General features: G+C 57.9%; 25 protein-coding genes and 3 pseudogenes. 15 read left to right on the top strand and 13 right to left on the bottom strand.

The genetic code is table 11. The features are described from left to right. From JNB91_RS31045 to JNB91_RS28985, 3 genes and pseudogenes are all read left to right on the top strand, one after another. Positions 1-158 (top strand): annotated as a pseudogene (locus tag JNB91_RS31045) (manganese catalase family protein); the annotation flags it as partial. Positions 159-221: 63 nt separating this feature from the next. Then, positions 222-983, top strand: coding sequence for a DUF2243 domain-containing protein (locus JNB91_RS28990; protein ID WP_220328902.1), 762 nt, complete (start codon positions 222-224; stop codon positions 981-983). A gap of 83 nt (positions 984-1,066) precedes the next feature. Further along, positions 1,067-1,303, top strand: coding sequence for a hypothetical protein (locus tag JNB91_RS28985; protein WP_220328901.1), 237 nt, complete (start codon positions 1,067-1,069; stop codon positions 1,301-1,303). Positions 1,304-1,562: 259 nt separating this feature from the next. Here JNB91_RS28985 and JNB91_RS28980 read toward each other — a convergent pair whose 3' ends face one another. The 3 genes from JNB91_RS28980 to JNB91_RS28970 all read right to left on the bottom strand — a co-directional run bounded on the left by JNB91_RS28980 (position 1,563) and on the right by JNB91_RS28970 (position 6,572). Further along, positions 1,563-3,917 (bottom strand): glucose/quinate/shikimate family membrane-bound PQQ-dependent dehydrogenase, encoded by a 2,355-nt coding sequence (locus JNB91_RS28980; protein WP_220328900.1) that lies wholly within the window; start codon positions 3,915-3,917, stop codon positions 1,563-1,565. Positions 3,918-4,156: 239 nt separating this feature from the next. Continuing rightward, on the bottom strand, positions 4,157-5,161 hold the full coding sequence (gene cydB / locus JNB91_RS28975; protein WP_220328899.1) for a cytochrome d ubiquinol oxidase subunit II: 1,005 nt from the start codon (positions 5,159-5,161) through the stop codon (positions 4,157-4,159). Continuing rightward, positions 5,151-6,572: a cytochrome ubiquinol oxidase subunit I gene (locus tag JNB91_RS28970; RefSeq protein ID WP_220328898.1), complete on the bottom strand. Its 1,422-nt coding sequence runs from the start codon at positions 6,570-6,572 to the stop codon at positions 5,151-5,153. Before JNB91_RS28970 ends, cydB begins: the two co-directional genes overlap by 11 nt. A 903-nt stretch (positions 6,573-7,475) precedes the next feature. Here JNB91_RS28970 and JNB91_RS28965 point away from each other — a divergent pair. Then, entirely contained in the window at positions 7,476-7,973 is a 498-nt protein-coding gene (locus JNB91_RS28965; RefSeq protein WP_220328897.1) for a YciE/YciF ferroxidase family protein, read from the top strand. A gap of 85 nt (positions 7,974-8,058) precedes the next feature. Here JNB91_RS28965 and JNB91_RS28960 read toward each other — a convergent pair whose 3' ends face one another. Further along, the gene (locus JNB91_RS28960) at positions 8,059-8,307 is read right to left on the bottom strand and encodes a hypothetical protein (protein WP_220328896.1); all 249 of its coding nucleotides are present in this window, start codon (positions 8,305-8,307) and stop codon (positions 8,059-8,061) included. Between the two features lie 12 nt (positions 8,308-8,319). Here JNB91_RS28960 and JNB91_RS28955 point away from each other — a divergent pair, with 12 nt between their 5' ends. From JNB91_RS28955 to JNB91_RS28945, 3 genes are all read left to right on the top strand, one after another. Continuing rightward, the gene (locus JNB91_RS28955; protein ID WP_220328895.1) at positions 8,320-8,595 is read left to right on the top strand and encodes a hypothetical protein; all 276 of its coding nucleotides are present in this window, start codon (positions 8,320-8,322) and stop codon (positions 8,593-8,595) included. Between the two features lie 62 nt (positions 8,596-8,657). Then, positions 8,658-8,912: a DUF982 domain-containing protein gene (locus tag JNB91_RS28950; RefSeq protein WP_220328894.1), complete on the top strand. Its 255-nt coding sequence runs from the start codon at positions 8,658-8,660 to the stop codon at positions 8,910-8,912. 30 nt (positions 8,913-8,942) lie between these two features. Then, positions 8,943-9,359, top strand: a complete 417-nt coding sequence (locus JNB91_RS28945; protein WP_220328893.1) for a hypothetical protein — start codon at positions 8,943-8,945, stop codon at positions 9,357-9,359. Positions 9,360-9,397: 38 nt separating this feature from the next. On the opposite strand, the pseudogene JNB91_RS28940 reads toward JNB91_RS28945, so the two are convergent. Next, a pseudogene (locus JNB91_RS28940) lies at positions 9,398-9,852 on the bottom strand (ferritin-like domain-containing protein). Between JNB91_RS28940 and JNB91_RS28935 the strand changes: the two are divergent. From JNB91_RS28935 to JNB91_RS28905, 7 genes are all read left to right on the top strand, one after another. Continuing rightward, complete coding sequence (locus tag JNB91_RS28935) at positions 9,827-9,967, top strand: hypothetical protein (RefSeq protein WP_220328908.1); 141 nt, start codon at positions 9,827-9,829, stop codon at positions 9,965-9,967. The pseudogene JNB91_RS28940 and the gene JNB91_RS28935 sit on opposite strands and share 26 nt — an antisense overlap. Before the next feature lie 44 nt (positions 9,968-10,011). Continuing rightward, positions 10,012-10,326, top strand: coding sequence for a DUF982 domain-containing protein (locus JNB91_RS31820; RefSeq protein ID WP_220328892.1), 315 nt, complete (start codon positions 10,012-10,014; stop codon positions 10,324-10,326). Positions 10,327-10,488: 162 nt separating this feature from the next. After that, complete coding sequence (gene cphA / locus JNB91_RS28925; RefSeq protein ID WP_262928044.1) at positions 10,489-13,152, top strand: cyanophycin synthetase; 2,664 nt, start codon at positions 10,489-10,491, stop codon at positions 13,150-13,152. Between the two features lie 10 nt (positions 13,153-13,162). After that, complete coding sequence (locus tag JNB91_RS28920) at positions 13,163-14,035, top strand: isoaspartyl peptidase/L-asparaginase family protein (RefSeq protein WP_220328891.1); 873 nt, start codon at positions 13,163-13,165, stop codon at positions 14,033-14,035. Further along, entirely contained in the window at positions 14,028-14,864 is an 837-nt protein-coding gene (locus tag JNB91_RS28915; protein WP_220328890.1) for a cyanophycinase, read from the top strand. Before JNB91_RS28920 ends, JNB91_RS28915 begins: the two co-directional genes overlap by 8 nt. A gap of 76 nt (positions 14,865-14,940) precedes the next feature. After that, positions 14,941-15,789: an SIR2 family protein gene (locus JNB91_RS28910; RefSeq protein WP_223218456.1), complete on the top strand. Its 849-nt coding sequence runs from the start codon at positions 14,941-14,943 to the stop codon at positions 15,787-15,789. Between the two features lie 317 nt (positions 15,790-16,106). Further along, entirely contained in the window at positions 16,107-16,361 is a 255-nt protein-coding gene (locus JNB91_RS28905; RefSeq protein ID WP_346269425.1) for a DUF4142 domain-containing protein, read from the top strand. A gap of 455 nt (positions 16,362-16,816) precedes the next feature. Here JNB91_RS28905 and JNB91_RS28900 read toward each other — a convergent pair whose 3' ends face one another. The 4 genes from JNB91_RS28900 to JNB91_RS28885 form a co-directional block, all read right to left on the bottom strand. Next, positions 16,817-18,616: an ABC transporter ATP-binding protein gene (locus tag JNB91_RS28900; RefSeq protein ID WP_220328889.1), complete on the bottom strand. Its 1,800-nt coding sequence runs from the start codon at positions 18,614-18,616 to the stop codon at positions 16,817-16,819. After that, on the bottom strand, positions 18,603-19,502 hold the full coding sequence (locus JNB91_RS28895; RefSeq protein WP_223218455.1) for a beta-glucosidase: 900 nt from the start codon (positions 19,500-19,502) through the stop codon (positions 18,603-18,605). The genes JNB91_RS28900 and JNB91_RS28895 overlap by 14 nt, the downstream gene beginning before the upstream one ends. Before the next feature lie 270 nt (positions 19,503-19,772). After that, positions 19,773-20,930: a UDP-galactopyranose mutase gene (glf, locus tag JNB91_RS28890; protein WP_220328887.1), complete on the bottom strand. Its 1,158-nt coding sequence runs from the start codon at positions 20,928-20,930 to the stop codon at positions 19,773-19,775. After that, positions 20,923-22,092 (bottom strand): glycosyltransferase family 1 protein, encoded by a 1,170-nt coding sequence (locus tag JNB91_RS28885; RefSeq protein ID WP_220328886.1) that lies wholly within the window; start codon positions 22,090-22,092, stop codon positions 20,923-20,925. Before JNB91_RS28885 ends, glf begins: the two co-directional genes overlap by 8 nt. 271 nt (positions 22,093-22,363) lie before the next feature. Between JNB91_RS28885 and JNB91_RS28880 the strand changes: the two genes are divergently transcribed. Next, on the top strand, positions 22,364-22,837 hold the full coding sequence (locus tag JNB91_RS28880) for an NUDIX hydrolase (RefSeq protein WP_346269423.1): 474 nt from the start codon (positions 22,364-22,366) through the stop codon (positions 22,835-22,837). A 32-nt stretch (positions 22,838-22,869) separates the two neighbouring features. Here JNB91_RS28880 and JNB91_RS28875 read toward each other — a convergent pair whose 3' ends face one another. The 4 genes and pseudogenes from JNB91_RS28875 to JNB91_RS31040 form a co-directional block, all read right to left on the bottom strand. Continuing rightward, a complete protein-coding gene (locus JNB91_RS28875; RefSeq protein WP_220328884.1) occupies positions 22,870-23,094 on the bottom strand; it encodes a hypothetical protein in 225 nt (74 codons plus the stop codon). A gap of 194 nt (positions 23,095-23,288) precedes the next feature. Beyond that, on the bottom strand, positions 23,289-23,531 hold the full coding sequence (locus JNB91_RS28870; RefSeq protein ID WP_220328883.1) for a DUF982 domain-containing protein: 243 nt from the start codon (positions 23,529-23,531) through the stop codon (positions 23,289-23,291). Between the two features lie 132 nt (positions 23,532-23,663). Further along, complete coding sequence (locus JNB91_RS28865; protein WP_220328882.1) at positions 23,664-23,879, bottom strand: hypothetical protein; 216 nt, start codon at positions 23,877-23,879, stop codon at positions 23,664-23,666. Position 23,880: 1 nt separating this feature from the next. Next, positions 23,881-24,065 (bottom strand): annotated as a pseudogene (locus JNB91_RS31040) (hypothetical protein); the annotation flags it as partial. Between the last annotated feature and the right edge of the window lie 13 nt (positions 24,066-24,078).

Genomic DNA, 24,078 nt, shown 5'->3' with positions numbered 1-24,078 from the left:
GCTCAGTGCCACCTCCAGCGCGATGGAACGACGGCCCGTCGATGGATGGCAAGGGTCAGTTCACCGTGTTCCAGAACGTCCCGATGGGTGACGAGCCAGTTCTTGGACCGGCACGCCCGGATAGTGGCGCGCAGAACGAACAGATCGGTAAAGTATAAGCCGTCAGCCGGCCCGGCCGCGCTGGGTCGGCTCATTCGCTTGCAAAATCTAAAAGGTGATGGATGGCAAAACTGAACCGCCGAGCAATGGCAGCACTCGCGCTCGGCTTCAGTCTTGGAGGCTTCTTCGACGGGATACTCTTGCATCAGATCCTGCAGTGGCACCACTTGCTGAGCGGGCTTGAGCAGGCTCGTCTCGATATTCGCTTCCTCATCCTGACTGACGGCCTCTTTCACGGCCTTATGTACGTCGTAGCGATAATCGGGCAGAATCTGCTTTGTAAGTCACGCGCTCCGACAACACAAAGCGAGACCGAGCCTTTGCTCGCACGCGCTATGATAGGTTTTGGGATCTGGCATCTTGTTGACGCCATCCTTTCGCACTGGGTTCTCGGCATTCACCGTGTCCGAATGGACGTCGAGCAGCCCTTGCTCTGGGACCTCTCCTGGTTGGCTGTCTTTGGATTGCTTCCTCTCGCGACTGGCTATCACCTGATGAAGAGGCGCACAGTCAGCACATCGTTTCTTTGTTCTCCTGTCGCACTCGTTCTTGCAACCTTGATCGCGGGATCGATAGCAAGTTTCCCGGCGTCCCGCGGAGATACTGTTATCGTCCTGCTACGTCCAGGCGCGAGCGAGACCGTGATGATAAGTGGATTGGACGCGGTCGATGGGCGCCTGGTATGGACTGACCGGTCGAATAAAGTATGGGCAATAAACGTGCCGGCCGATGCCAAGCTCGCTCGCCTCTATGGCTATGGTGCGTTACTCGTTAGCAATTCAAATGCACCTGTCGGGTGCCTCAACTGGATTACAGCAAACTGAGCCAAACCGGAGGCTTTTCGTTCGGGACGATGGAACTACGACATCTTGCTTTAGTTCGCGGCCATCCATTGGAGCTTGCGTAGATGACCCAGCAAGAATTGCGAGACGCATGTTCCGCATACGAGAGCGAGCATGGCATGGAAGCCTGCTGTGATGCGATGGTAGACATTATGGCCGAGAGAATGACGCTCAAGGGATCAAACTTTGAGGACGGCCTTAACCCACTCGATGTGGCTGAAAAAACACCTTCCGCTTGTGGGTTCGGACGTAGTCCGAGTTTAGATTCGATGCCAAGAGGAGCCTGTAATGATGAACAATAGGATGGTTATTATCGTCGTTCTAGTCGTGGCTGTACTGGCAGTGATTATAGGCTCGCGTCCATTTCGAGCCTCGATCAGCGACCAACCGGGAGCACCGTCCCCGCATTCAATCGACCAATAAAATTGGGCGGAGGAACACTTCATTCGTGCAGGAGCCGCAAGGTATGGAACATGAGGTCGGCTGAGGTTTGACTCGATAATTTTCACGTAGATTAGAATCAAGCAATCGACCCGAAAAAAGGATTTGAATGCTTCGCCCCTATCTTGCAGCATTCGGGGGCAGCGCGTAGGCGATCACGTAATCGCCCGGCTTTGTGCCGACAGAGCCGTGACCACCGGCAACGATGACGACGAACTGACGGCCGTCCTCCACCGCATAGGTCATCGGCGTCGCCTGCCCGCCCGCCGGCAACCGGGCTTCCCAAAGCTGACGACCATTGGTCAGGTTATAGGCCCGCAGATAATCGTCGACCGCAGCCCCGAGAAAGGCAACGCCGCCCTTGGTGATCATCGGCCCGCCGATCCCCGGCACGCCCACCTTGAACGGCAGCGGCAGCGGCGTCATGTCCATGACGGTGCCGTTGCGATGCTTGTAGGCGATCTCTCCCGTGCGCAGATCTGCACCGGCGACATAACCCCATGGCGGCGCCTGGCAGGGGATTTGCAGCGGTCCGAGGAACGGCCCCATGAACACGCCATAGGGTGCGCCGTCATTGCGGTTCAGCCCCTGCTCGGAGCCTTTCTCGTCCTGCCCCTTCGGCGGGATATCGGCACGCGGCACCAGCTTCGAGGTAAACGCCAGATAGGTCGGCATGCCGAACATCACCATCCGCTCGGGATCGACCGCGACCGAACCCCAGTTGAACGTGCCGAAATTACCCGGATAGACGATCGTGCCGTTGAGCGAAGGCGGCGTATACTGCCCTTCATAGTTCATCTGCTTCAGCCAGATGCGGCACACCATCTGGTCGAACATGGTAACGCCCCACATGTCCCGGCCTTCGAGCGTGCGCGGCCGGAAGTTCAGCGCCGAGATCGGCTGCGTCGGAGAAGCGTGATCCTCGGGGATCGTGCCGCCTGGCGCCGGCTGTTCCGTGACGGGAATGATCGGCTCGCCGCTGCGCCGGTCGAGCACGTAGATATCACCCTGCTTGGTCGGGCCGACCAGCGCCGGAACGACGGAATTGTCCGGCTTGGTGATGTTAATCAGCACCGGCTGAGCCGGCACATCCATGTCCCAAAGATCGTGATGCACCGTCTGGCGCACCCATTTGTCTGCACCTGTATTGATGTCGAGCGCCACGATCGATGACGAATATTTCTCGACGTTTTCCGAACGGCCCATGCCGAGCTGGTCCGGCACCTGATTGCCGAGCGGGATGAAGACGAGACCGAGTTCCTCATCGACGGAGAAGACCGACCAGCTGTTCGGTGAGTTGGTCGTGTAGGTCTGGCCCTCCGGCAGCGGCTGGGTCTGACCCGGATTGCCCGAATCCCAGTTCCAGATCAGCTGCCCGGAATTGACGTCGAAGGCGCGGATGACACCGGACTGTTCCTCAGTCGAATAATTATCGTTGACCGCCCCGCCGATGATGATCTTGTTGCCGACAATCGCCGGCGGTGATGTCGAGTAATAATAGCCGGCCGGGTTGTATTTCATCCCCTTTTCGAGATGCAGCGTGCCGCCCTCGGCAAAGGATGTGCAGACCTCGCCGTTCTTGGCATCGAGCGCGATCAGGCGGGCATCCGCGGTCGGCAGATAGACTCGTTCGGCACATGCGGCTCCGGCGGCGGCAGCCTGATCCCTGTAATAGCTGACGCCGCGGCAGGTCTGGTGCTGCCGGTCCGGGTTCATCCCGGAATTGGCGTCGTATTTCCAGATCTGCTTGCCGGTCGCCGCATCGAGCGCGATCGCCAGATTATGCGGCGTGCAGAGATAAAGCGCGTTACCGATTTTCAGCGGCGTCACCTGATAGGTCGTCTCGCCCACATCGTCGGGCCGCTTCACGTCGCCGGTCTGATACCGCCAGACTTCCTGCAGGCCACTGACATTATCGACATTGATCTGATCGAGCGGCGAATAGCGCTGGCCATAGGGCGTGCGGCCATATTGATGCCATTCGCCATCCGGCACATTGCCGCCAAGCACCGGCGCTGCCGCGATCTTCTCTTCCGGAAGATCGCCGCTCTGGTCGAGCGGATCGAAGAACATCGAGACGCCGGCGATGACGACCGCCGCCAAAACCGCAAGCGCAAGCGGCCGGGCAGTTGCGCCGTAATGCGCGCCCGTCGGGCTGGTGAAGCCGAGCGGACGGCGGATCCACGGCGTCAGAAGCCACATGCCGAGAAGGATGATGACCCCGCCGCGCGGGCCGAGCTGCCACCAGTCGAACCCTACCTCCCATATCGCCCAGGCAAGCGAGGCGACGACGATCACCGCATAGACGTGCAGCGCCAGAAGCTTGCGGGCAATAAGAAGCGCCGCAACGATGAGAAAGCCAAGTCCGCAAAGAAGATAATAGGCGCTGCCGCCGAGCGACAGGAGATAGGCCCCGCCGCCGATCATATAGATTCCCATCAAAGCGACGAGTACTGCAGTGGCGATTGTGGTCATCATGGCCCCCAACGTTGAAGGCCAGCTAACAGGCTCTTCACACCAAAGTTCCCAAGGGACCCAGTCATTTTGCCGAGCGGCGATCTATGCGTCGCAGATTGCAAGAAACTGCAGTACGCGAATATTGATTTTGGGCTAGGTCAACAAGGTGCGGATGACGAGCCCTGCCGCCGCAACCACGCCGACACCCGCCAACCACAGCCCGATGAACCAAGCTGTCTTGCTAAGGCCGCCGATCATCAGTGATAGCCTTCTTCGGGATCAATTTTGCCCCTGAACACCCAGTACGCATAGCCGGTGTAGAGGAGGATCGTCGGCACCAGAACGGCAGCTCCGACCAGCAGGAACTTGAGTGAGCTTTCCGGAGCCGCAGCATCTTGAATCTTCAGGACGCCAGGGATGATGTACGGATAAAAGCTGATCCCCAGTCCGGCAAAGCTCAGCACAAAGAGCCCGAGTGCGGAAAGAAACGGCTGGAAGTGCTTGCCGTGTGTCAAGCCATGCCAAAGGGCGAAGGCGCAGGCGGCGAGCAGCAGCGGAACGAACGATGAGAAGAACGCAGTTGGCCATCTGAACCAGCGGTCGAAGTACGTCGCATTGATGAATGGTGTCCAGAGCGACACGACGCCGATCAGGGCGAGAAGCAGGAGGCTGAGTGGCCGTGCGAGCCGAGCCGAGCGGGACTGGATGTCGCCACTCGTTTTGAGGTTCAGCCAGGTGACACCCAGAAGGGCGTAGCCCACCAACACAGCGACGCCTGTCAATATAGAGAACGGCGTTAGCCAATCCCACCAGCCGCCCGCATAATGCCGTCCACTGACGGTTATACCCTGGACAAGCGCCCCAAGCGCGATGCCCTGCATCAGGGCCGCCACAGTTGATCCGATCCAGAAGCCGAAGTCCCACAAGTGGGACTCGTGGTGCGTTCGCCAGCGGAACTCGAAGGCGACGCCGCGGAAAATCAGGCTGACGAGCATCAGGATGATCGGCATATAGAGCGCGGGAAGAATGATGGCGTAGGCGAGGGGAAAAACTGCCATCAAGCCACCTCCGCCGAGTACCAGCCACGTTTCATTGCCGTCCCACACCGGAGCGATGGAGTTTGTCATGACGTCGCGGTCGCGACGTTGTCGAAAAAATGGGAAGACAATACCGATTCCCAAGTCGAAGCCATCGAGTACGACGTAGGCGAGGACAGCAAACGCGATAATGCCTGCCCAGATGAAGGGGAGCTCAATTGCCATGTCGTCCTCCAAGCGGGTCATCATGGCTCGGACCGGGCGTGATGCCTGCCGTTCGGATGGGGCCCGCATCGAGTTCGTGGTCCTCCAGCGGCGTCGGTGGTCTGCGCATCAGCTTGAGGAGATAATAGACGCCGGCGCCGAACACGATGAAGTAGACGACGATGAAGGTCAGCAGCGACGCGCCGACGGCGGGAGCCGAGACAGGCGACAGGCTTTCAGAGGTCCTGAGATGCCCGTAGACCGTCCATGGTTGGCGACCGACTTCAGTCGTGTACCAGCCGGCTAGGACTGCAATGATACCTGAACCTCCCATCAAGACTGCCGCTCGGTGAAGCCACGTCGATTGGTAGAGCGTTCCCTTCCAGCGCGCCCATAGTGACCAGAGACCAATCCCGAGCATGAGGAAGCCAAGACCAACCATGATCCGGAATGTAATGAAGGGCATGAGAGCTGGAGGGCGTTGGTCGCGAGGCCATTCCTTCAGTCCTGCGATCTTACCGTTCAGCTCGTGCTTCAGGATCAAGGAGCCAAGTTTCGGGATCTCGACGGCATAGCGCGTCGTTTCCGCCTCGTCGTCAGGAATGCCAAACAGGACGAGCGGTGCGCCGTGCTCGTGCGTCTCGTAATGACCTTCCATCGCGGCGATCTTGGCCGGCTGATGCTCTAGCGTGTTCAGACCATGCAGGTCACCGACGAAGATCTGGATGGGCGTGACGATGGCGGCCATCCACATCGCCATGGAGAACATGATGCGCGCCTGCCGGTCCTCACGGTCCCTCAGAAGATGCCATGCTCCAACAGCACCAACCGCGAATGCCGTCGTCAGAAAAGCCGCCAAAACTGTGTGCGTCATGCGGTAGGGGAAAGACGGGTTGAAGATGATCTTCCACCAGTCTTCGGGGATGAATACGCCATTGGTGTCGATGCTGAACCCTGCCGGCGTATGCATCCAGCTATTGGCGGCAGTGATCCATGTGGCTGAGATAAGCGTGCCGAGAGCGACAATCGCAACGGCTATCATGTGCGCGGTGTCACCAACCCTCTTGCGCCCGAACAAGGCGATGCCGAGGAAGCCTGCCTCCAGGAAGAAGGCCGTCAGTACCTCATACCCCATCAACGGACCGATGATCGGCCCCGCCTTGTCGGAAAATACGGACCAGTTGGTGCCGAACTGGTAGCTCATCACAATGCCCGAGACGACCCCCATGGCAAAGGTCACGGCGAAAATCGTCTTCCAATATTCGAACAACCTGAGATAGGCCAGGTCGCGTGTCCAGAGCCAGATCGCGTTGAGGACGGCCAGATAGCTGGCCGTTCCGATGGAGAACGCTGGGAAAATAAAGTGAAACGATATGGTGAACGCAAACTGGATGCGTGCCAGAATTTCTGCGCTGAGGCCGAGGAATGTCATTCGGTCCATCCATCCTGGGCGATGCGTGGCCGCGTTCGCCTTTCGATCCAACTTCAGTTCTTGACGGCTTAGGTGATCAAGAACCCGACCTCCTAGCCCGAATGGCGGTTGTGTGAAGCATCTGCAAGGCGGAATAGCCTCTCTTGCGATGATCGGCACCCACCGCGCAGGAATAACCGGCATCGATCATAGGGAAATTCTGACCGAGTGTGGTGAGCAACTCTGCCCCTCTCGGGCCGCGAACAACCGCCCCTCGCAGGAGTTCCGAACGAAGAAACTTATTTTGGCATCTGGGATTGCGTCGCTTGGATGTCCAGGGGCGCCATTTACCCGCGCCTCCACTTAACCTTTGAGGCAGCGCGCCCAAGACAACTCGACGTGGCCGAAGGATTTCATACAAGCAAAAAAGTGGCGGATGAAACTTTCGCCGCCGTCGCGTGTTCGGGCCGATCTTTAAGGAGGCTCATCATGCCAGAAAAGCATCCGAATACCCGTCGCTGGGGCGGACCAGGCTCAAGCCACGAGGACCGGCACAAGCCGGCTCCTGAGGAACACGATCCCCGACCGGATGGCGCACCCACCAATCCGCCGGTGAGTCGCGTCTCAGGCGGTGGAGGCGAACGGGACGAAAAGCATAGCCACGTTGATCACATGCGGAGCAGCAAATCTCATTCAAGCAGCACGCCCAGCCCCACGAGCGGCCGTGAATGGCTAGACAACAAGCCTCGCAATTAGCTGACTATAGCAGGTAGGCTCGTTCGATGGCTATCTGGCCATTTGAACGAGCGATGCGTAGCACCGCTGCGACGTATTCGTCTGCAAGCAGTAACAAAATTCTGAGTCCGTGGAACTGACGCGCCGACTTCCAGTTCGACGGCATCCATCAAACGAAGAGGTTCAGACATGGCCGAAAAAACCCTCGCCGATCTTTTCCACGAGACCCTGAAAGACATCTATTATGCCGAGCGGAAGATCGCATCCGCGCTTGGTAAGATGGCGCGCGGGGCTCAGGATGAAAAGCTAAAGGACGCGTTCATCACTCACAAAGAAGAAACACAAGGTCAGATCGAGCGCCTGCAAGCGGTCTTTGAGCTCATCGACAAGCGGGCGCGCGGAAAGACATGCCCGGCGATTGAAGGCATCATCGATGAGGCCGAAGAGATCATCGAAGAATTCATGGGGTCGCCCGCGCTCGATGCTGGGTTGATTGCCGCGGCTCAAGCCGTCGAACATTACGAGATTACCCGCTACGGAACGCTGCGAACCTGGGCAGAGCAGCTCGGGCTAAAAGAGGCCGCCGGCCTTCTTGAGGAGACGCTCGCGGAAGAGAGCAGAACCGACGAGCTTTTGACGAAGCTCGCCCAAACGGCGGTAAACGCTGCTGCCCAGAAAGCAGCTTGATCTCTCTTGCTCTAATACCCGATGGAGCACTGCACGCTCCACCGGGTGACCTCATGGCTAGCACGTCCGAGGCGGACGAGAGGCTTCAGAATGACATATTGATTGAGAAGAGGCGAAGATGTCCAAGCGTGATATCCATGAAGTCCTGAAGCGAGCCCTGCGGCAGGTTGGCAATACGAGTGCAGGTGGCCATCTGGGTGGCACGAAGTTTGGACAGGCGCACGACGCGAAAACGACGTCGCCTGTTCAGCGGAAAGGCAACAAGGCTCGCCCGAACAACGGCAGCAATTAAGGGGCATCGATGGCCTTCGATTAATCGGACGGGTTCGGACATGGAGGATTCATCATGAAAATAGTCGGCGTTCAGCTTATCGCTGAAGGAAGCGGCACGGGAGGATACACGGTCGAGTTCGTCGATGCAGCTGGAAGCGTAGTCTCGGTGAGGTTCGCCGCGAGTGCGGACCATGTCAACCGCGCCAACGCCGTTCAACAAGCCAAAGCTTTTCTGCATCGTCTGGTAGATGAAGACCTACTCCCTGATGAGATGGCCGAAGGCCAGAATCAGGACGGCCAGGCCGCGACGGTGGCGGAATCCTTTCCTTCCTCGAAACGGAGCGGATGATCGATGTAGTTGCCTCGACCAACACCATAGAGGCCGCCGACGTCTGAGAAGGTGAGTGGAAAATGGATAGAGTCGTCTGGAATTGCCCGGTATCTCTCGAGATGTACGGGCGGGGCCACTACAGAGTGGTTTCAAGCGCAAAAGAGGCGGAGCGGGTGCTGCGTAATGAATGGCCGCAGCTCAACGGATGTAGTTATGATGTCGCACTGGAGATGTGCTACGCCGCACTGAGAGCTGATGCTGATCCCGAACAGGCTCGACTGGCTTTTCTCGCGGCGGCGCGGGAAGCCGACATTCCTGTTGTCGGAGAAACTTAGTCGTTCCGCGGGTTGAAGGAGGTGGACATCGTGAAGTTCGGGCAATTTTGCGGTTTGCTTGCCGATGAGTTAGGTTTTCAACATAGTACTTTCCTCTTCAGCGCGGAAGTGCTGTTCTCCAGCGGGGAGGCTGTCGAAGTCCTGCATACTCCCTTCATTCTTCCACAGCGTGCGGTGACGGGAAGGGACGCCGCTCTGTTGCTCTGCCTGGCAGTCGCAATGGATCAAGGGTTTAGCGAACCGTCCGAGATCTCTGAATACGCAGGTGATGTCGTCGGTGCCGAGCCGAACTTGATCAAAGTTGCAGATGCCATCGAAAAAGGCATGGCCGTCACCCTCAACCTCTCCGGGCAGTTTGGCGCTACGGTGACCATTCCGGGATCGTTGATTGAGAAGATATCTCCCCTCGTGAAGGGCGGCAGAATTTCCCATTTGCGGTCGCTATAGGTGTCCGTCCCCGAGTCCAGGGGCGGGCACGCAGACACTCAAACTTTGGCGGTCCGTCCTTCCTCCTTGAGGCTCGCGAAGCGTGTTGTAACCGCGGCGAGGTTCTCGTCGAGCCACTGCGCCATGGCTTCCTCTTCCTTCAGGTTCGCCAGAAGCACAGACGTTGCACTTTCATGTCCGCCGACTTCGGAAAGGATCAGCAACGACTTGTAAGCAGCAATTTCGAAATGTTCGAAAGCGAAGTTTGCAAAAGAGCTCTTGAGGATCTCGTCACCAGCCATCGTATGCCCCATCGCGGCCATGCTGCCGGAAAAGGAGAGGGCAACGTCCTTGAGAGTTGAGCGATCGGCGCCGAACTGGTTGAGCAGTTCGTCAGCCGGGCGATCTGGCCTTCAGTCTCCGTAATATGCTGCTCGAGCCTGCGAGCAACCTCCGGATAGTGTTCGATACGAGCGACCTGGGGGCGCATGATCGAAAGCACCTGGTTCTCCATAGCATGGGCGTTCTTCAGGCCGGTGATGATCACGCTTCGTGCTGTGAATCTGGCATCGTCTTCTCCTATGTTGCAGGCGTTCGAACTGTGGGTGGTGGAGATAGTTCCAGCATGACACCTCTGGGAATTTAGTGATGTCGTGTCCGCAATCGTACGGACATGAAACTTATTGCGCCGCTCTCTGTTCGTCTCGCCCAACAATGGGAGAGCAAGATGTCTATGGTGATTGAAACCAGCTTTGACGTTCGCTGGCGAGAACCCGTCTGGGTGAAAACTTCGGCGGGAGTGCCCCGGGCTGTCAGAGGTCCCCGGCAGGCTCTGGATTACCTCACGCTTTCTCGCCCGGCACTGCCTGATGCAGCCTTCGAAAGTGCGAGACATCTTTGTGTTCAGGCGTTGCGCAAGGAAACGACCTGCGATGCGGCTCGGAGGTCATTCATCAACGCTACCCGGCATGCTGATCTTGACGCATGAGCCCATACCCGCGCCAGTCAACGGCAGACGCATTTGGCGGAAATATCGAGGAAGCACTTTATGGTAATCCTTAAATCAGGCGCTCCAGGTCGGTCGGTGCAAGGGCTGCGTGTACGCGAAGCTGCGATTTATCGCGGCCCGCACCTTTACAGCCGGACGAAGATGGTCCGTCTCCAAGTGGATCTTGGAGAACTTGAGCAGTATCCAACGTCACTGCTTTTGGGTTTCCCCGACAAGCTCCTGAACCTGCTTCCCGGTCTTGAAAGACATGGTTGCAGCTACGGGAAACGGGGTGGCTTCCTGCGCCGCATGGAGGAGGGTACGTGGCTCGGACATGTCGTGGAGCACGTTGCGATCGAACTCCAGAACATGGTCGGCGCTGATGTCGCTAGAGGCAAGACGCGCTCCGTCCCTCGCCAGACCGGCGTCTACAACGTCATGTTCGAATACAAGGATGAGACAGTCGGCCTGGCGGCGGGCCGCTTTGCGCTCGAGGTTGTCGACAGTCTGCTTCCAACCCATCTGCGCGGCCTTCAAGGGCTAGACAAGATCACAATTTCGCCACTCGACGCATTTGATTTTCCGACCGCACTCAATCACCTTCGAGATCTGCAGATTGAGCACGCCTTCGGCCCTACAACCGCTTCTATTGTTCATGAGGCTGAAGAGCGCGGCATCCCGTGGCGGAGGATGGACGCCAGCAGCCTCGTGCAGTTCGGTTACGGCAAGTATGTCAAGCGCATAAGGGCGAGCTGCAGTTCCCTGACCTCGGAGATTGCGACTGAGATTGCCGGAGACAAGGAGCTGACAAATCACCTTTTGCTAGAAGCCGGGCTTCCCTCTCCGCGAGGCGTGATCGTCACTGACCAAGCGGCCGCTATCGAAGCGGCACGCAGGCTCGGCTTCCCGGTGGTCACTAAACCGATCGATGGAAATCACGGGCGCGGCGTCAATATCGGGCTCTCGCGTGCCGAAGACGTCAGGTGGGGTTTCAGCCAGGCGCAAGCGCACAGCGGTCAGGTGCTTGTCGAGCAGCAATTTGAAGGCGAAGATCACCGGCTTCTAGTCATTGGAGGCAAGCTGGTTGCTGCGGCAAAGCGCGTTCCAGCTTGCGTGACCGGGGACGGGACGTCGACCATTGAGCAGCTGATCATGCAGGAAAACCGGGATCCACGGCGAGGGGAGGGCCATGAGGCGGCCCTGACAAAAATCGTCATTGATGACTGTCTGCTCTACTTTATAAAATCGCTAGGGCGAACGCTTCAGAGCATACCTGCAATGGGCGAGCAGGTACTGCTTCGCCCAACGGCAAATCTGTCGACGGGCGGTAAAGCCGTCGATTGCACGGACATCGTTCATCCGGATAATCGGCGCGTTTCCTGCCGCGCGGCGCAGATCGTTGGACTTGATATCGCTGGTATTGATTTCGTCACGCCCGATATCACGAAATCCGTCTTTGAGGTAGGCGGTGGCGTTATCGAGGTCAATGCCGGGCCGGGCTTCCGCATGCATCTGTTTCCGTCGGAAGGCGTGCCACGTAACGTTGCCGCATCGGTTATGGACCTCCTTTACCCCTCCGACGCCCCAAGCCGTATTCCCATTTTTGCCGTGACGGGAACCAACGGCAAGACCACGACGGCTCGAATGCTCGCGCATATTCTCGCAACCAGCGGGTTGAAGGTTGGAATGACGTCGAGCTCCGGCGTCTTTATCGACGGGGAGCGCGTCATGGACGGCGATTGCACGGGTCCGAAGAGCGCCCGTCTGGTTCTTGGCGAGCCTGGTATCGACGTCGCCGTCCTGGAGACTGCGCGCGGCGGACTTCTTCGTGAAGGACTGGCGTTCGAGACCTGCGACATCGGCTGTGTGACGAATGTGACCAGCGATCACCTCGGGTTGAAGGACATCGAAACACTCGAAGATCTTGCCAGCCTCAAAGCGGTCGTGGTGGAAGCGGTTCATCCAATGGGATGGAGTGTCCTGAACGCCGATAACGATTATACGGCGGCGATGGGCAAGGAAGCCGGGGGACAAAACTGTTTCTTCTCGACCCGGCGGCAAGGCAAGTGGCCGGACTTTCTAAAGGAGCATGTCGCTGCTGGCGGCAGGGCGCTGTGTTGCGATCTGGAAGCCGAGGGATCCGAAATCCTTATTCACGACGGCGGCAGGACCTTGGTGGTCTCGAGCGTTGCGGCCATTCCCGCGGCGCTCAACGGCATGGCAGGCTTCAACGTTGAAAATGCGCTTGCAGCAGCAGCCATGGCATTTTGCAACAACATCCCACTACCGGTTATCCGCGCCGCGCTGGCAACTTTCGGCGCGTCCTATAAGCAATCAGCGGGGCGGCTCAATATCATCGAACGCGGCCGCTCACGTATCATTGTGGACTACGCGCATAATGCTTCCGGCCTTCTCGCACTTGGCACGCTGGTGAAGAAGATGAAGCCGAGCTTCGTGACGACCGTCGGAGTCATCGGCATCGCGGGTGATCGGCGCGACCAGGACATTATCGAGATGGGCGAGGCTGCAGCGGGCATCTTCGACAAGCTGGTTCTTAAGGAAGACGATGATTTGCGGGGACGGTCGCCGGGCGAGGCTGCGGCACTTCTGCGCCAGGGCGCCTTGCTGGCTGGATTAGCGCCGACTGACGTCGAATCGTCCCTTCCGAGACGGAAGCAGTCGCTCGTGCCCTGGAAATCGCTCGGAACAATGTACTTGCAGTCGTCACTGCTAACGACATTGAAGGCGTATGGCGTCAGGTTTCGGCAACGCTGGATGTGGCGATACCGCCCCTATCACAGCTTCGCCCTTCCTCGATCGAGATGAGGGCAGTTTGATGTGGGCCATTATTCTCCACGGCGGCGCAAAGACGATCACCAACGACGAAGCGCTTTCCAATCGCCTTGGATGCCGGAAAGCACTGGATGCCGGCATCGCGATCCTGAAGATCGGTGGCAGCAGCATCGATGCCGCGGAGGCTGCAGTCCGTGTCCTCGAGGACGATCCGACCTTCAACGCTGGTTACGGAAGTGCGCGCAATGCCGACGGCGACGTAGAATGCTGTGCGGCGGTGATGGAGGGTGAGAAATTCAACGTTGGTGCCGTGGCAGCGGCGAAGGGAATTTGCAATCCCATATCAGCGGCGAGAGCGATGCTGTTCGAACAGCCAGTGCTTATTGCGGGCGACGGCGCAAGGGCATTCGCACGCGAAGTCGGACTCCCAATATGCGATCCTGACGATTTGATAGTGCCGGAAAAGCGAGGGACAAGCGATGAGGAATCGCAGCACGATACGGTGGGTTGTGTCGCCCTCGACCAGGGCGGCCGGCTTGCAATCGCCGTGTCGACAGGCGGTCGCGAAGGAGCCCATCCCGGTCGCGTTGGAGACTCGCCGCAACCGGGATGTGGCTTCTATTGCGATGATAACATCGGCGGTGTGGTATTTTCGGGCGATGGCGAACAGATCGCCAGGATGACACTCGCGGCGCGGGTCATGCAGGCCGCCGGCGATCTCTCGCCGACGCAATCGGTCGAAGCGGCACTCGCACATCTGGAACTCATTGGCGGGGAGGCGGGCGGCATTCTGCTGACGCCGGATGGCAGGTTCGGCTGGGCACACAATAGCGATAGTTTCGCGGTCGGTTATGCCAGCAGCAGGCAGCCTTCGCCTAAAGTATTCTTGACAAATGCGGAAGAACTGAATGGCTAGCGGACGGAAAACTCCCGGCAACGGACACGGCACGCTGATCATCATCGGCGGTCACGAAGATCACGAGGGTGAGAAGGCCATTCTGAGGGAGGTGGCAAGCCACGTGAAGGATGGGAAGCTCGTTCTCGCGACAGTCGCGTCGCACGAGCCGGACGGCTACCTGGAAAAGTACCAGGCCTCTTTCGCCGAACTTGGTGTTTCCAAAGTGACTGAACTTTACATCGATGAGCGCGACCAGGCGACGATGGAGGAAAAACTGATTGACCTGCGTGAGGTCAGTGCAGTCTTCTTTTCCGGCGGCGACCAGCTGCGCATTACCAGTCTCATCGGTGATACGCCGATCTATCAACTTGTGCATGAGATTTTCGCCAGGGGCGGCGTCATCGCCGGCACGTCGGCGGGGGCGTCCGCCATGAGCGAGACCATGCTGGTGCGCGGCACCAACGCCAGTTCATTCCGGATCGGCGATCTCAGCATGGCGCCTGGTCTTGGTCTGCTTCCGAACGTCATAATCGATCAGCATTTTGCCGAACGGGGCCGGATCGGCCGCCTGATCGGGGCCGTGTCGCAAAACCCACGTGTTTTGGGAATCGGAATCGATGAGGATACCGCGATCGTTGTTCGTGGCACACGGTTCGAAGTCATCGGTGCGGGCGCTGTGTATCTGGTAGACGCTGGCGATGTCACCCACACCAACATCGCCGAAGCTTCAGCCGATCAGGCGCTTTCCATCTACGACCTCAAGCTCCACGTTCTCAGTTCCGGTGACCATTTCGATCTGGAAACGAGGCGACCCGAGCGGGCAAGAGTAGCATCGCCCACAAACTGAAACGTTCACCAGGCTGATTGCAGTGTCCATAGAGCCAAATCCCTCACCCGTCGGCAGTCTCCAGGACCTTGATTTCTTGGCACTGGCAAGCGGGATCCGAGAAAAACGTGTCCTGCTGTTCGTAGGAGCAGGCGTGTCGATGAACCTGGGGCTTCCATCCTGGCACTCGCTGACGACACGCATGGTCGATCATTTCCGTCTCGATAGATCGCTTCTTGCTCGTGCGGATGTCACCTATCAGACTGTCGCCGAATACTTCATGATCCGGGGCGGCGATATCCGCTGCCTGAGTGGCTGGTTGGAGGCCGATGAACAGCCGAGCCAGGAGAAGGTCCAGGATTCGGAAATCCACCGGTTAATCGTGGCGCTCGGCTTTCCCGTAATCTACACGACGAACTACGACCGCAACCTGGAAGTCGCGTTCGACGTTCATGGGGAAAAATACGTGAAGATCACCAAACCGAGCGACGTTGTGAGCGCTGCTGAAGGTCACACACAGATCGTCAAGTTTCATGGTGATTTCGATGATCCGGCAAGTCTGGTGTTAAGCGAGTCGCACCACTTCGAGCGGCTGTTCTTTAATTCTCCGCTCGACGTCAAACTTCGCTCCGACGCGCTTAGCAAGACGATCCTGTTTATCGGCTACAGCATGTCGGACACCAACGTCCGGCTGCTTCTCTACCGGCTATGGCGGACTTGGGTAGATTCAGGCGAGGTCGATCAACGACCACCACTGTATGTGTTCACGACGGATTCCAACCCAATCCAGGAAGCGGTTTTATCTCACTGGGGCATCAAAGTCATCGGTGACGGCAAGAACGATCCCGGTGGGGCTCTCAAGCTATTCCTTGCCAAATTAGAGCAGGAAATTCGCGGACCATTAGAGGCGAAGGATCAAGCTCAGCAGCCATTCAAACGAGCCTAAAAATAAGCCCAAAACTTAGTCGAGACCCTGGAACTCCGTCGTGGCGGGCGCCAGTTCGCGCGACGGGCGGTTTCAGGTGATAAAAATGAATAGAAGACATATCATAACGGGTTTAGCTGCTGCGCCTTTTTACCGGGCGCCAGCGCTGCTTTGGCCCAACCAGCTGCGGTATACTCTGGCAAGATCGACGCTTTGATGTGCGGTGATTTCGCGACGGCTACGAGCAAGGTCGCAATGCAAGGAAGCAGTAACCGCATGGTGAAGACCTTCGCGGAACTTGAGATTGCTGAACAGGCGGCTGTCGCCAAAGCGTTCGGATTCAGACCGGGTACTGCCGGATTGAACAAGCGGCACGCGACATTGCTAGCGTCCTAAAAAGCATGCGGGGGCGAGAGTTCGACTGCATGTTTATCAATGGCCAGATCGCCGGCCACGAAGAGCTGCTTTCCATCCATAAGCGCTATGCTCGTAGTGGTGCTGACCCCATGGCGCGCGGCGCTTCGCTTGTAGGGGTCACCGGTATCGAATGCCACCTTGTCATGCTGAACACCATCAAAAGCATGCTGAGCTGAACGTTTCGCCGGTCGGTGCGCATTGTGCGCGTCCGACCGGTTCCGATGGGCGCGGCACGCAGCTAATCATAGCTGGAGATCCACAAGACGTGCGGGATTTTCTCGCGGAGGGAAATAGAGTGACGAGCTACAACAAATTCGGCCGCCCAGCGTCCCCTTCAGAGCGGTCAAAAGCCGGCGTCGGGGACACTGAACCTCCGGTCGTGCGACGCGGTGCTGTCAAAGTCATTGCTTGGATGGCGTTGACAGCCTTTGTCCTTTACGGGGTCTTGGCTGTTGCCGTCATTGTGATGGGAGCTTAGCCCCCGGAACTAATTTGCTAACGCGCTCGGTTGCTCAGAACCATGAACTCCAATGGTTGTCCGCCCCGAAGAGAAATCTAAATGCGCAGGGGCGATGACGGTTTGCGATCTCAAGCAGATTGTTGAGCCGTCTATTCTGGTTGGTGATCTTCATCAGCTTACTTCTTCGAGCGCCAGTCCTTCCGATTGAAGACGCCACATCTGGTCGAAGGCACCACCGCGTGCGCGCAGATCCCGTGGTGATCCATCCTCCAAGATATGGCCGTTGTCGATCACGATGATCCGATCGAAACTGGCAACCGTCGATAGCCGGTGTGCTACGGCTAATACCGTCTTGTCCCGCATGACTTCGACCAAAGAGCGCTGGATCGCCAGCTCGCTTTCCGAATCGAGCGCCGACGTCGCCTCGTCAAGCACGATGATAGGAGCTTCCTTCAGAAACGCGCGGGCGATACCTATGCGCTGGCGCTGGCCGCCGGACAGCTTGGCCCCGCGCTCACCAACGAGTGTGTCATACCCGTCGCTCAGAAACCTGATGAATGTGTCGCAATGTGCGGCGCGTGCGGCCGCATAAACCTCCTCGTCGCTCGCCCCCGGCCGGCCAAACCGGATGTTTTCCATGACGCTGCGGTGGAAGAGGCTGATTTCCTGCGGTACGACAGCGAGCGAGCGCCTGAGACTGTCCTGGGTGATCTCATCGATTGGATGGCCGTCGATCAGGATCTGCCCGGCCTCAAGATCGTAGAGGCGTTGCAGAAGGTGAACCAACGTCGATTTGCCGGCACCTGACGGTCCGACGATGCCAACCTTCTGTCCTGCGGGAATTTCAAGGCTGATGTCTTTCAGCGCGCAGCTGCCGGCGCGGTAGGAAAAGGAGACATTCTTCAAGCTCAGCGCTCCTTTAGACGCCGTCACGACCGGGGCGCCCGGATGATCAACGACCGTCTGGCGCTGGCCGATCACCGCAAGCGTGTCGGCAATGAAACCGATCTGCTGAACCATGTCGACCAAAGACATGGCCATGTCGCGGGAACCGTGAAGGATCCGGAAGGTCAGTGCGCTTACAACAACGACTTCGCCGGGAGTGATTTGCGAACGGCTCCACAGCGTTAAAGCCCAAGCGAGCATCGAGCCAGCCATGATCCAAAGGGCGATGTCATGGATGACACGGGCTTTTTCCGTGTACATCCAGCTCTTCTTCTGAATCCGTGCCTCTGCCTCGAACTTGGTTTTGAGCCGTGACCACTCCCGCCGTCGTGCGGAAAAAGCTTTGACCGACCACATGTTGGAGATCACGTCGACCAGGTCGCCCGCAACTTCGTTTGCTTTCGCGGCGAAATCGCGGTGCAGCGGGCGGCCACGTTCCCCGAAAACGATAAGACCCGCCATGATGACGATTACGGCTACGCCAAGCGCCACCATCATCTTCCAGTCAACCGTGCAGAAGACGATCAGCGCGCCGATGAAGTCCACGCAGATTGGCAGGATACGCCAAGCCACCGTGTTGGTGAGACCCCCGAAATGCCCCGCCACAGAGGTAATTCGGTGGCCCAAAGACCCCGCCAGATTATCGGCAAAGTATCGGATTGATTGACCGCTCAGATAGTGGAAGAGGTCGAGGCGAATCGAAACGCCGACCCCGACCGTCGTCCGGCAGCCGAGCCACCCGCTTAGCCGCCATAGAACGCTTTCCGCCGCAATGAGGCCGATAAAGAAACCGAGCGCCCACCAAGCATCGGCGCCGTTGCGGGGGCCGGCCATGGCATCCACAAGTATCTTCATCACATACTGCACCCCTACGCTACAGGCCGCGGCGCTGGAAACGAGCAGGAGAAGTGCGATGAAGCTGGGGGCCCAGCTCTTCACATAGTGCCAAATGAAGATTTCGGGACCATGTACGAAGGAGGGTGCCTCATTCTCGTCCGTATGCAGGATTTCTTTATGAAAATGCATGGTCTGGTCCGTCAACAATCGAAAGGTGGGAAGAAGATCGCCCATTGAAACGCAAGCTCTCGCGGCGAATTTCTGCCGCAAGCGGCTCATAGAGTGAACGATTTCCGCCGGGACCCGCCATGCCGATCACGCCGGTTTCGCAGATACGATCGTTGTCCCAGCCGGGATAAGCAGTTACCGGATAGAGGCAGATTCCTTTGACCGGGGCACCTCTGTGCATCGCCTCTTCTACTTGGGTGGAGATATAGTGCAGCCATCCAGGGCGCGACGATGCTTCCGCTCCGGTCTCGGCGACGAATACGGGCAGATCAAACCGCTCATGCGTCTCAACGACCATGTCGGCAAAAGATTTGAAGTGATGGTGTCCGAAGGGGATGCCCGGACCAAAATGGTACCACTGATTGGTCGGATAGAAATTCATACCCACGACATCGATGACACGCGGATGACCGCCCAGTTGTGGCTCCTGTTTACCGAGGAGCATGTCCACTGCTTCGAACTGATAGAGCCTGTGCCTTTCCGCCTCGGCGATATCGGTGATTGCCTCCGAACCCGTCGTAATGTTGACCGATGGTTCGGCAACGATGATGCAGGCATCCGGATCAACTTCACGAATGGCGTCAGAGGCGGCAATGAAGGCCCGGACGAGTTGGCGCTTCAGCTCGGCGCCCCGCGCGACGGCGCAGGGGTTCATGTAGCCCACCTGTCCGCCGCCCCATGCCCAGAAGGAGATTTCATTGATTGGGCAATAAGACCGCCGGCCGGAAATTTCCCCAGAGATGACTTCCGCGGCGACACGCGAAAAGTTTGCGAAACGCTCAACGAAAGATGGCGACCAGATGTCGAGCCCGTTTGGCCAACCATAGTGGCAGAGATCCCAGATCACTTCCGTCCCAGTCTGTGCGGCCGCTCGGATCATCGGTAGCGATGTCGACCAGTCGTAGCGATGTGGCCGGCGCTCGATCAAATGCCAGCGAAGGCCATCACGCACGCTCATGATCCCGAGCCCTTGAAGCTGTTGGTAATCGCGCTCGGCAAGCTCGTCGTGCCGGGTCGCAGCGAGCATATCCACGCGCCGCCCATCCTTTCGCTTATGGGTGGAACACTCGAACCCTCCCATCAAGAAGCTCTTAAACATTGGTCGCTCCCGGCTTGATTAAGTTCGCAGCGAGGCAGGCAGATTCGCCGTGGGCTCAGTCACAATCCGAGTGGCTTTTCTGGGAAGTCGCTCCTCGATCCGCCGGAATGTCGCAAGCGCCTGGCCCACTACCTGATCCATGTTATAGTACTTGTAGGTCGCGAGCCGGCCCACGAACCAGACATCCGGCGTCTGGCGGGCTAGTGCTTCGTACTGCCGATATCGTTCCGCATTTTCTTCTCTGGGGATCGGATAGTATGGGTCGCCGTCCGCGCTCGGATGTTCGTACGTCAGGCTGGTCTTGGCATGTTCCTGGCCGGTCAGGTGCTTGTACTCGGTGATGCGGGTGTAGTCCTCCGTCATCGGGTAGTTCACGACGCCGACGGGCTGGTGCCACGGTTTGTCGAGGGTCACGTGCTCGAAACTGAGGGACCGGTAGGGCAGGCGCCCAAAGCAATACTGAAAATATTCGTCGATTGGACCGGTGAAGACAAGGCGCCCGTAAGCCTGCGTCTGGCGTATCTCGTTGAAATCGACCCCAAGGCGGACGTCAATATTCGGATGCGACAGCATCCGTTTGAACATAGCGGTATAGCCTTCCAGCGGCATGAACTGGAACGCATCGGTGAAATATCGGTCGTCGTCATCGGTGCGTGTCGGCACCCGTGCTGTGACGGATTTGTCGAGCTGTGAGGGATCGACGCCCCATTGTTTCCGGGTATAGCCGCGGAAAAACTTTTCGTAGAGTTCGCGTCCGACGACACTGACGACGACATCCTCCGATGTCCGGATATTGCCGACGGGCTCGGCGCGCTGCTGAAGCCATGCCCCAAGTTGTTCCGACGTCAGGTCAAGGTCATACAGACTATTGATTGTGGTGCGGTTGATAGGGATCGGCACCTGCTTACCGTCTACTTGGGCCAACACCCGGTGGCTGTAAGGCCTCCACTCGGTAAACTGCGACAGATGATCGAAGATCTGCTGCGAGTTGGTGTGGAAAATGTGAGGGCCGTATTTGTGAACGAGGATGCCTGCCTCATCCAGATGATCATAGGCATTACCTCCGGTATGAGGCCTGCGATCCACCAGAAGAACGGAATCTCCGCGCTCCGAAGCAAGCCGTTCTGCTAAGACACTTCCGGCGAAACCCGCGCCGACGATCAGCCAGTCATACATAGGCCGCCTCCTGCGCTTCAATGAGGTTCCGTGTGTTGGGCCTTGCCATGTGGGCCTGCATCGCTGCCCAGGTCTGATCCCAGGAGTTCTGCGCGAGGAATTCGTCCGCTCGCGAAAGCCAATGCTCCTTTGGGCGATCGAGGAGAAGTGCCGTTCGAGCGCAAAGGTCCTCCGCCCCGTCGATAATCTCCACCAGCCCAAGATCGCCATAGGGACGCACGACGTCGCGGATCATCGTCGAGAGAACCGGCAGGCCGGCTGCCAGAAACTCGGGAGTTTTGGTCGGGCTGATGAACCGGGTCGCGTCGTTAAGCGCGAAAGGCATGAGCCCGATGTCCCAATGCGCAAGATAAGCCGGAAGCTCCTTGTAGCTCTTCGGGCCGAGCCAATGGATGTTGTCGCGGCAGGGAAGGATGCGCGGATCAACCTTGACGACTGGCCCAATCATGACGAACTGCCAGTCGGGCCTCATATCTGCCGCCTGGAACAAAAGATCGATATCCATCCGTTCGTCGATCACCCCGAAAAAGCCGATTCGTGGATGAGGGATCGCTGCTTGATCCGGGGGATCACCGTCGGCTTGGCGGGCCTTGTTAAAGTGAGAGGCATCGATACTGGACGGAAAGGGATGAATGTTTCTGTGACGGTCCTTCTTCGCCTCATAGAGGCTCTGGCCGCCGGTGAACACGATATCGCTGATCGAAAACATTTCGTTTTCGAGCGCGATGACTTCTGGTGGCGCTCCGTCGAAGGCTGACAGTTCGTCCATATTGTCATAGACGATCAGATCGGCGCTAAGCCAACGGCTGAACTCAAGGGCCATCGGAGTATAGTACCAAAGTACCGAAGGAGGTCTTCTCAGGTCGGAAAGAAAGCCTTCGAGCAGTTGGGCTTGGATCGCGGCCGCGTCTATCTGTCGCCCTTGCGGAAGATGAGGAACGACGATCTCGACACCTTCGTCGCTCGTTGACCGATGAAGCCAGGCAGCAGGGACGTCTTCAAATACCGGCTCTTCCCAGTAGTAGACGTCATAGGTGCGTGTGGCACGCGTCAGAAGGTGTTGAGGGCGCTGGAAGACGAAATTCCAACGAAGGTGAGAGAAGCACAGAAAAATCTCGCGCGAGCTATGTCCGCGCGGCTTCGTGAGCAGCGAAACGTTCATGTCGTCTCCGTCGTGGGATAGAGCTGAAGTGGGCAGAAGGCTCGTTGTGGGCAAGTAAAAGATTGGCCGCAACGACTCGAAATGAGTTTCCCGTTGGTATCGACGCCGCGAACAGCTTAGGCGAACGAAAGTTCGTTCTTAGGAAAAAAAATATCGATGCCGCTTGGGCGGACCGTCGCCTCGTATTTCCTGAAGGCGCTTTTCCGCAATGATAAGGAGGAACTTTTGCCTGACACCAAGGTTTGCAGCGCCCACATACGGAGGCTACGACGTGGAACAAGTTGTACGACCCACACCTACATCAACAGATGACTTTCATGACCTTGCTCAGCAGGTCGGCGCCTTATGCTACCGTCGAACTCGGAATGGCCCCGAAATGTTGCTCATTACGACCCGTGGAACCGGAAAGTGGATGATCCCGAAAGGATGGTTGATTGATGGTCTCACCGAGCGAGAAGTCGCGGAGCGACAGGCTTGGGAAGAGGCCGGAATAGTCGGGCGGGCAAAGAAGCGCGCTTTCGCTTCCTTCTCGTATATCAAGATTGTTGGCAAAGATCGAAAACTACCGGCTCGCGTACGCGTCTTCCTTTTAAGGGTTAGGCGTCAGCGAAATCACTACCCGGAGATGAGCCAGCGCCGATTAGCCTGGCTTTCGCCACAAGAGGCGGTAGCTCGAGTCAAGGAAACGGAACTGAAGCGGATCCTGATCCTTGGGGGCAAAATTCTAAATGAAGCTAACCCCTGACGTGCGGCGACCGCTAATGCAGCCGGCGACTCTCATGTCTTCATCGGAGAGGCAGTCCAGCTTTCCAGAACGCTTAGTCGAAAAAGATCACGATCTTCCTTGCGCACGACAATCTGGGTGAAACCGTTCTGCCGACCGTAAACATCCTCGAGCTGTCTGAAGACCAATCTCGCGTGAGCTATGGCCGTATCATCATCCAAGAGATTGATCGGAACCTTTACCGGCCATGGCGCGTCGATGGAGGTTATCTCGAACATTTACGTCACAGCCATTTTACCCTTCCGCGATCGTTCGCCGCGTTGTTGGCGCCCGCGAACTGCGGCAGGTGGGAGAAGTTCGCGAAGCTTGGAGACTTTGCGGTCATCGAAGAGTGCGCGACGTGGCTAAAGCTTCGGCCGCCATGGCACGAGCAAAAGAGTGTGCAGTTCATCCGCTCTAGGCGGAACTTTCTTCAGCTCAGGGACCGGCTCGCCTCTCTCGCGGCCTTTTCGAAATCGCGACGTGCTTGCTCCGGCGTGATGCGATCTTCGAGTGCCGCTTTGCAAGAGATTTTTGCTTTGATGAACGGAGCGCCGGCCATCGTCGGCCAACCTTCGGATAGTAGGGCCAGAGCTTCGAACGGGCCAGCGACCTCGCGACGCGCAAAACCGGGCAGCGCGACGACGACAGGCTCTTCCCAATCTGTGGTGACCATGGGCGGTTCCTTAATTAATCCCGATATGGGTCCTATCCTGATTATCTGCTTTCTCACCCGCTGTACGCTGATGTCCGCTCCCGGACGAAGCGGTCTGGCCGAGGTGCCTTGTGCAGGCCTCAAACAAACGTGTCAGCGAGATCCTCTGAAATCGCCCTCATTCATTTCTGACGGATCGTAATTCAGATCCCATTCCTTGACGGGTTTATGCCCCGGCGGTGTCTTATGGGCCGTGGCGTCCTCAGAACCGGTGATTACCGTGGGCTTGGCGCTTGCGACACCCGTGGACTTCGGATCCGCCTGCGACTTGGCATATTGTCCTTTCGCATCCGCTTCTGGATTACTCATATCAATCTCCCTTCGTTTTGCCGGCGTCGGTCATCTTCTCCCGTGAGGGATCGGCGGTGTTTTCTCCAACCGCATCACGATCTTTGTCGGGGTCACTACTGCCGGCAAATAGCCGCGCGGTCTCGTTTCTTCGGGTCCCTCCCATCGGGGTGACTGATCGGTGGTACCAGCCGCACCGGGCCTTGGCTCGTGATCGCCA

It is taken from the genome of Aliirhizobium wenxiniae (assembly GCF_019511445.1).
Taxonomy (GTDB): domain Bacteria; phylum Pseudomonadota; class Alphaproteobacteria; order Rhizobiales; family Rhizobiaceae; genus Neorhizobium; species Neorhizobium wenxiniae_A.
This window is presented reverse-complemented; position numbering and strand designations above follow the sequence as displayed.

What these genes read in the sequence shown, in the direction of transcription:
- JNB91_RS28990 (WP_220328902.1), top strand. Translation starts at nt 222, where the DNA reads ATGGCAAAACTGAACCGCCGAGCAATGGCAGCACTCGCGCTCGGCTTC.
- JNB91_RS28985 (WP_220328901.1), top strand. Translation starts at nt 1,067, where the DNA reads ATGACCCAGCAAGAATTGCGAGACGCATGTTCCGCATACGAGAGCGAG.
- JNB91_RS28980 (WP_220328900.1), bottom strand. Translation starts at nt 3,917, where the DNA reads ATGACCACAATCGCCACTGCAGTACTCGTCGCTTTGATGGGAATCTAT.
- cydB (WP_220328899.1), bottom strand. Translation starts at nt 5,161, where the DNA reads ATGGCAATTGAGCTCCCCTTCATCTGGGCAGGCATTATCGCGTTTGCT.
- JNB91_RS28970 (WP_220328898.1), bottom strand. Translation starts at nt 6,572, where the DNA reads ATGACATTCCTCGGCCTCAGCGCAGAAATTCTGGCACGCATCCAGTTT.
- JNB91_RS28965 (WP_220328897.1), top strand. Translation starts at nt 7,476, where the DNA reads ATGGCCGAAAAAACCCTCGCCGATCTTTTCCACGAGACCCTGAAAGAC.
- JNB91_RS28960 (WP_220328896.1), bottom strand. Translation starts at nt 8,307, where the DNA reads ATGTCCGAACCCGTCCGATTAATCGAAGGCCATCGATGCCCCTTAATT.
- JNB91_RS28955 (WP_220328895.1), top strand. Translation starts at nt 8,320, where the DNA reads ATGAAAATAGTCGGCGTTCAGCTTATCGCTGAAGGAAGCGGCACGGGA.
- JNB91_RS28950 (WP_220328894.1), top strand. Translation starts at nt 8,658, where the DNA reads ATGGATAGAGTCGTCTGGAATTGCCCGGTATCTCTCGAGATGTACGGG.
- JNB91_RS28935 (WP_220328908.1), top strand. Translation starts at nt 9,827, where the DNA reads ATGATCGAAAGCACCTGGTTCTCCATAGCATGGGCGTTCTTCAGGCCG.
- JNB91_RS31820 (WP_220328892.1), top strand. Translation starts at nt 10,012, where the DNA reads ATGAAACTTATTGCGCCGCTCTCTGTTCGTCTCGCCCAACAATGGGAG.
- cphA (WP_262928044.1), top strand. Translation starts at nt 10,489, where the DNA reads ATGGTCCGTCTCCAAGTGGATCTTGGAGAACTTGAGCAGTATCCAACG.
- JNB91_RS28920 (WP_220328891.1), top strand. Translation starts at nt 13,163, where the DNA reads ATGTGGGCCATTATTCTCCACGGCGGCGCAAAGACGATCACCAACGAC.
- JNB91_RS28915 (WP_220328890.1), top strand. Translation starts at nt 14,028, where the DNA reads ATGGCTAGCGGACGGAAAACTCCCGGCAACGGACACGGCACGCTGATC.
- JNB91_RS28900 (WP_220328889.1), bottom strand. Translation starts at nt 18,616, where the DNA reads ATGCATTTTCATAAAGAAATCCTGCATACGGACGAGAATGAGGCACCC.
- glf (WP_220328887.1), bottom strand. Translation starts at nt 20,930, where the DNA reads ATGTATGACTGGCTGATCGTCGGCGCGGGTTTCGCCGGAAGTGTCTTA.
- JNB91_RS28885 (WP_220328886.1), bottom strand. Translation starts at nt 22,092, where the DNA reads ATGAACGTTTCGCTGCTCACGAAGCCGCGCGGACATAGCTCGCGCGAG.
- JNB91_RS28875 (WP_220328884.1), bottom strand. Translation starts at nt 23,094, where the DNA reads ATGTTCGAGATAACCTCCATCGACGCGCCATGGCCGGTAAAGGTTCCG.
- JNB91_RS28870 (WP_220328883.1), bottom strand. Translation starts at nt 23,531, where the DNA reads ATGGTCACCACAGATTGGGAAGAGCCTGTCGTCGTCGCGCTGCCCGGT.
- JNB91_RS28865 (WP_220328882.1), bottom strand. Translation starts at nt 23,879, where the DNA reads ATGAGTAATCCAGAAGCGGATGCGAAAGGACAATATGCCAAGTCGCAG.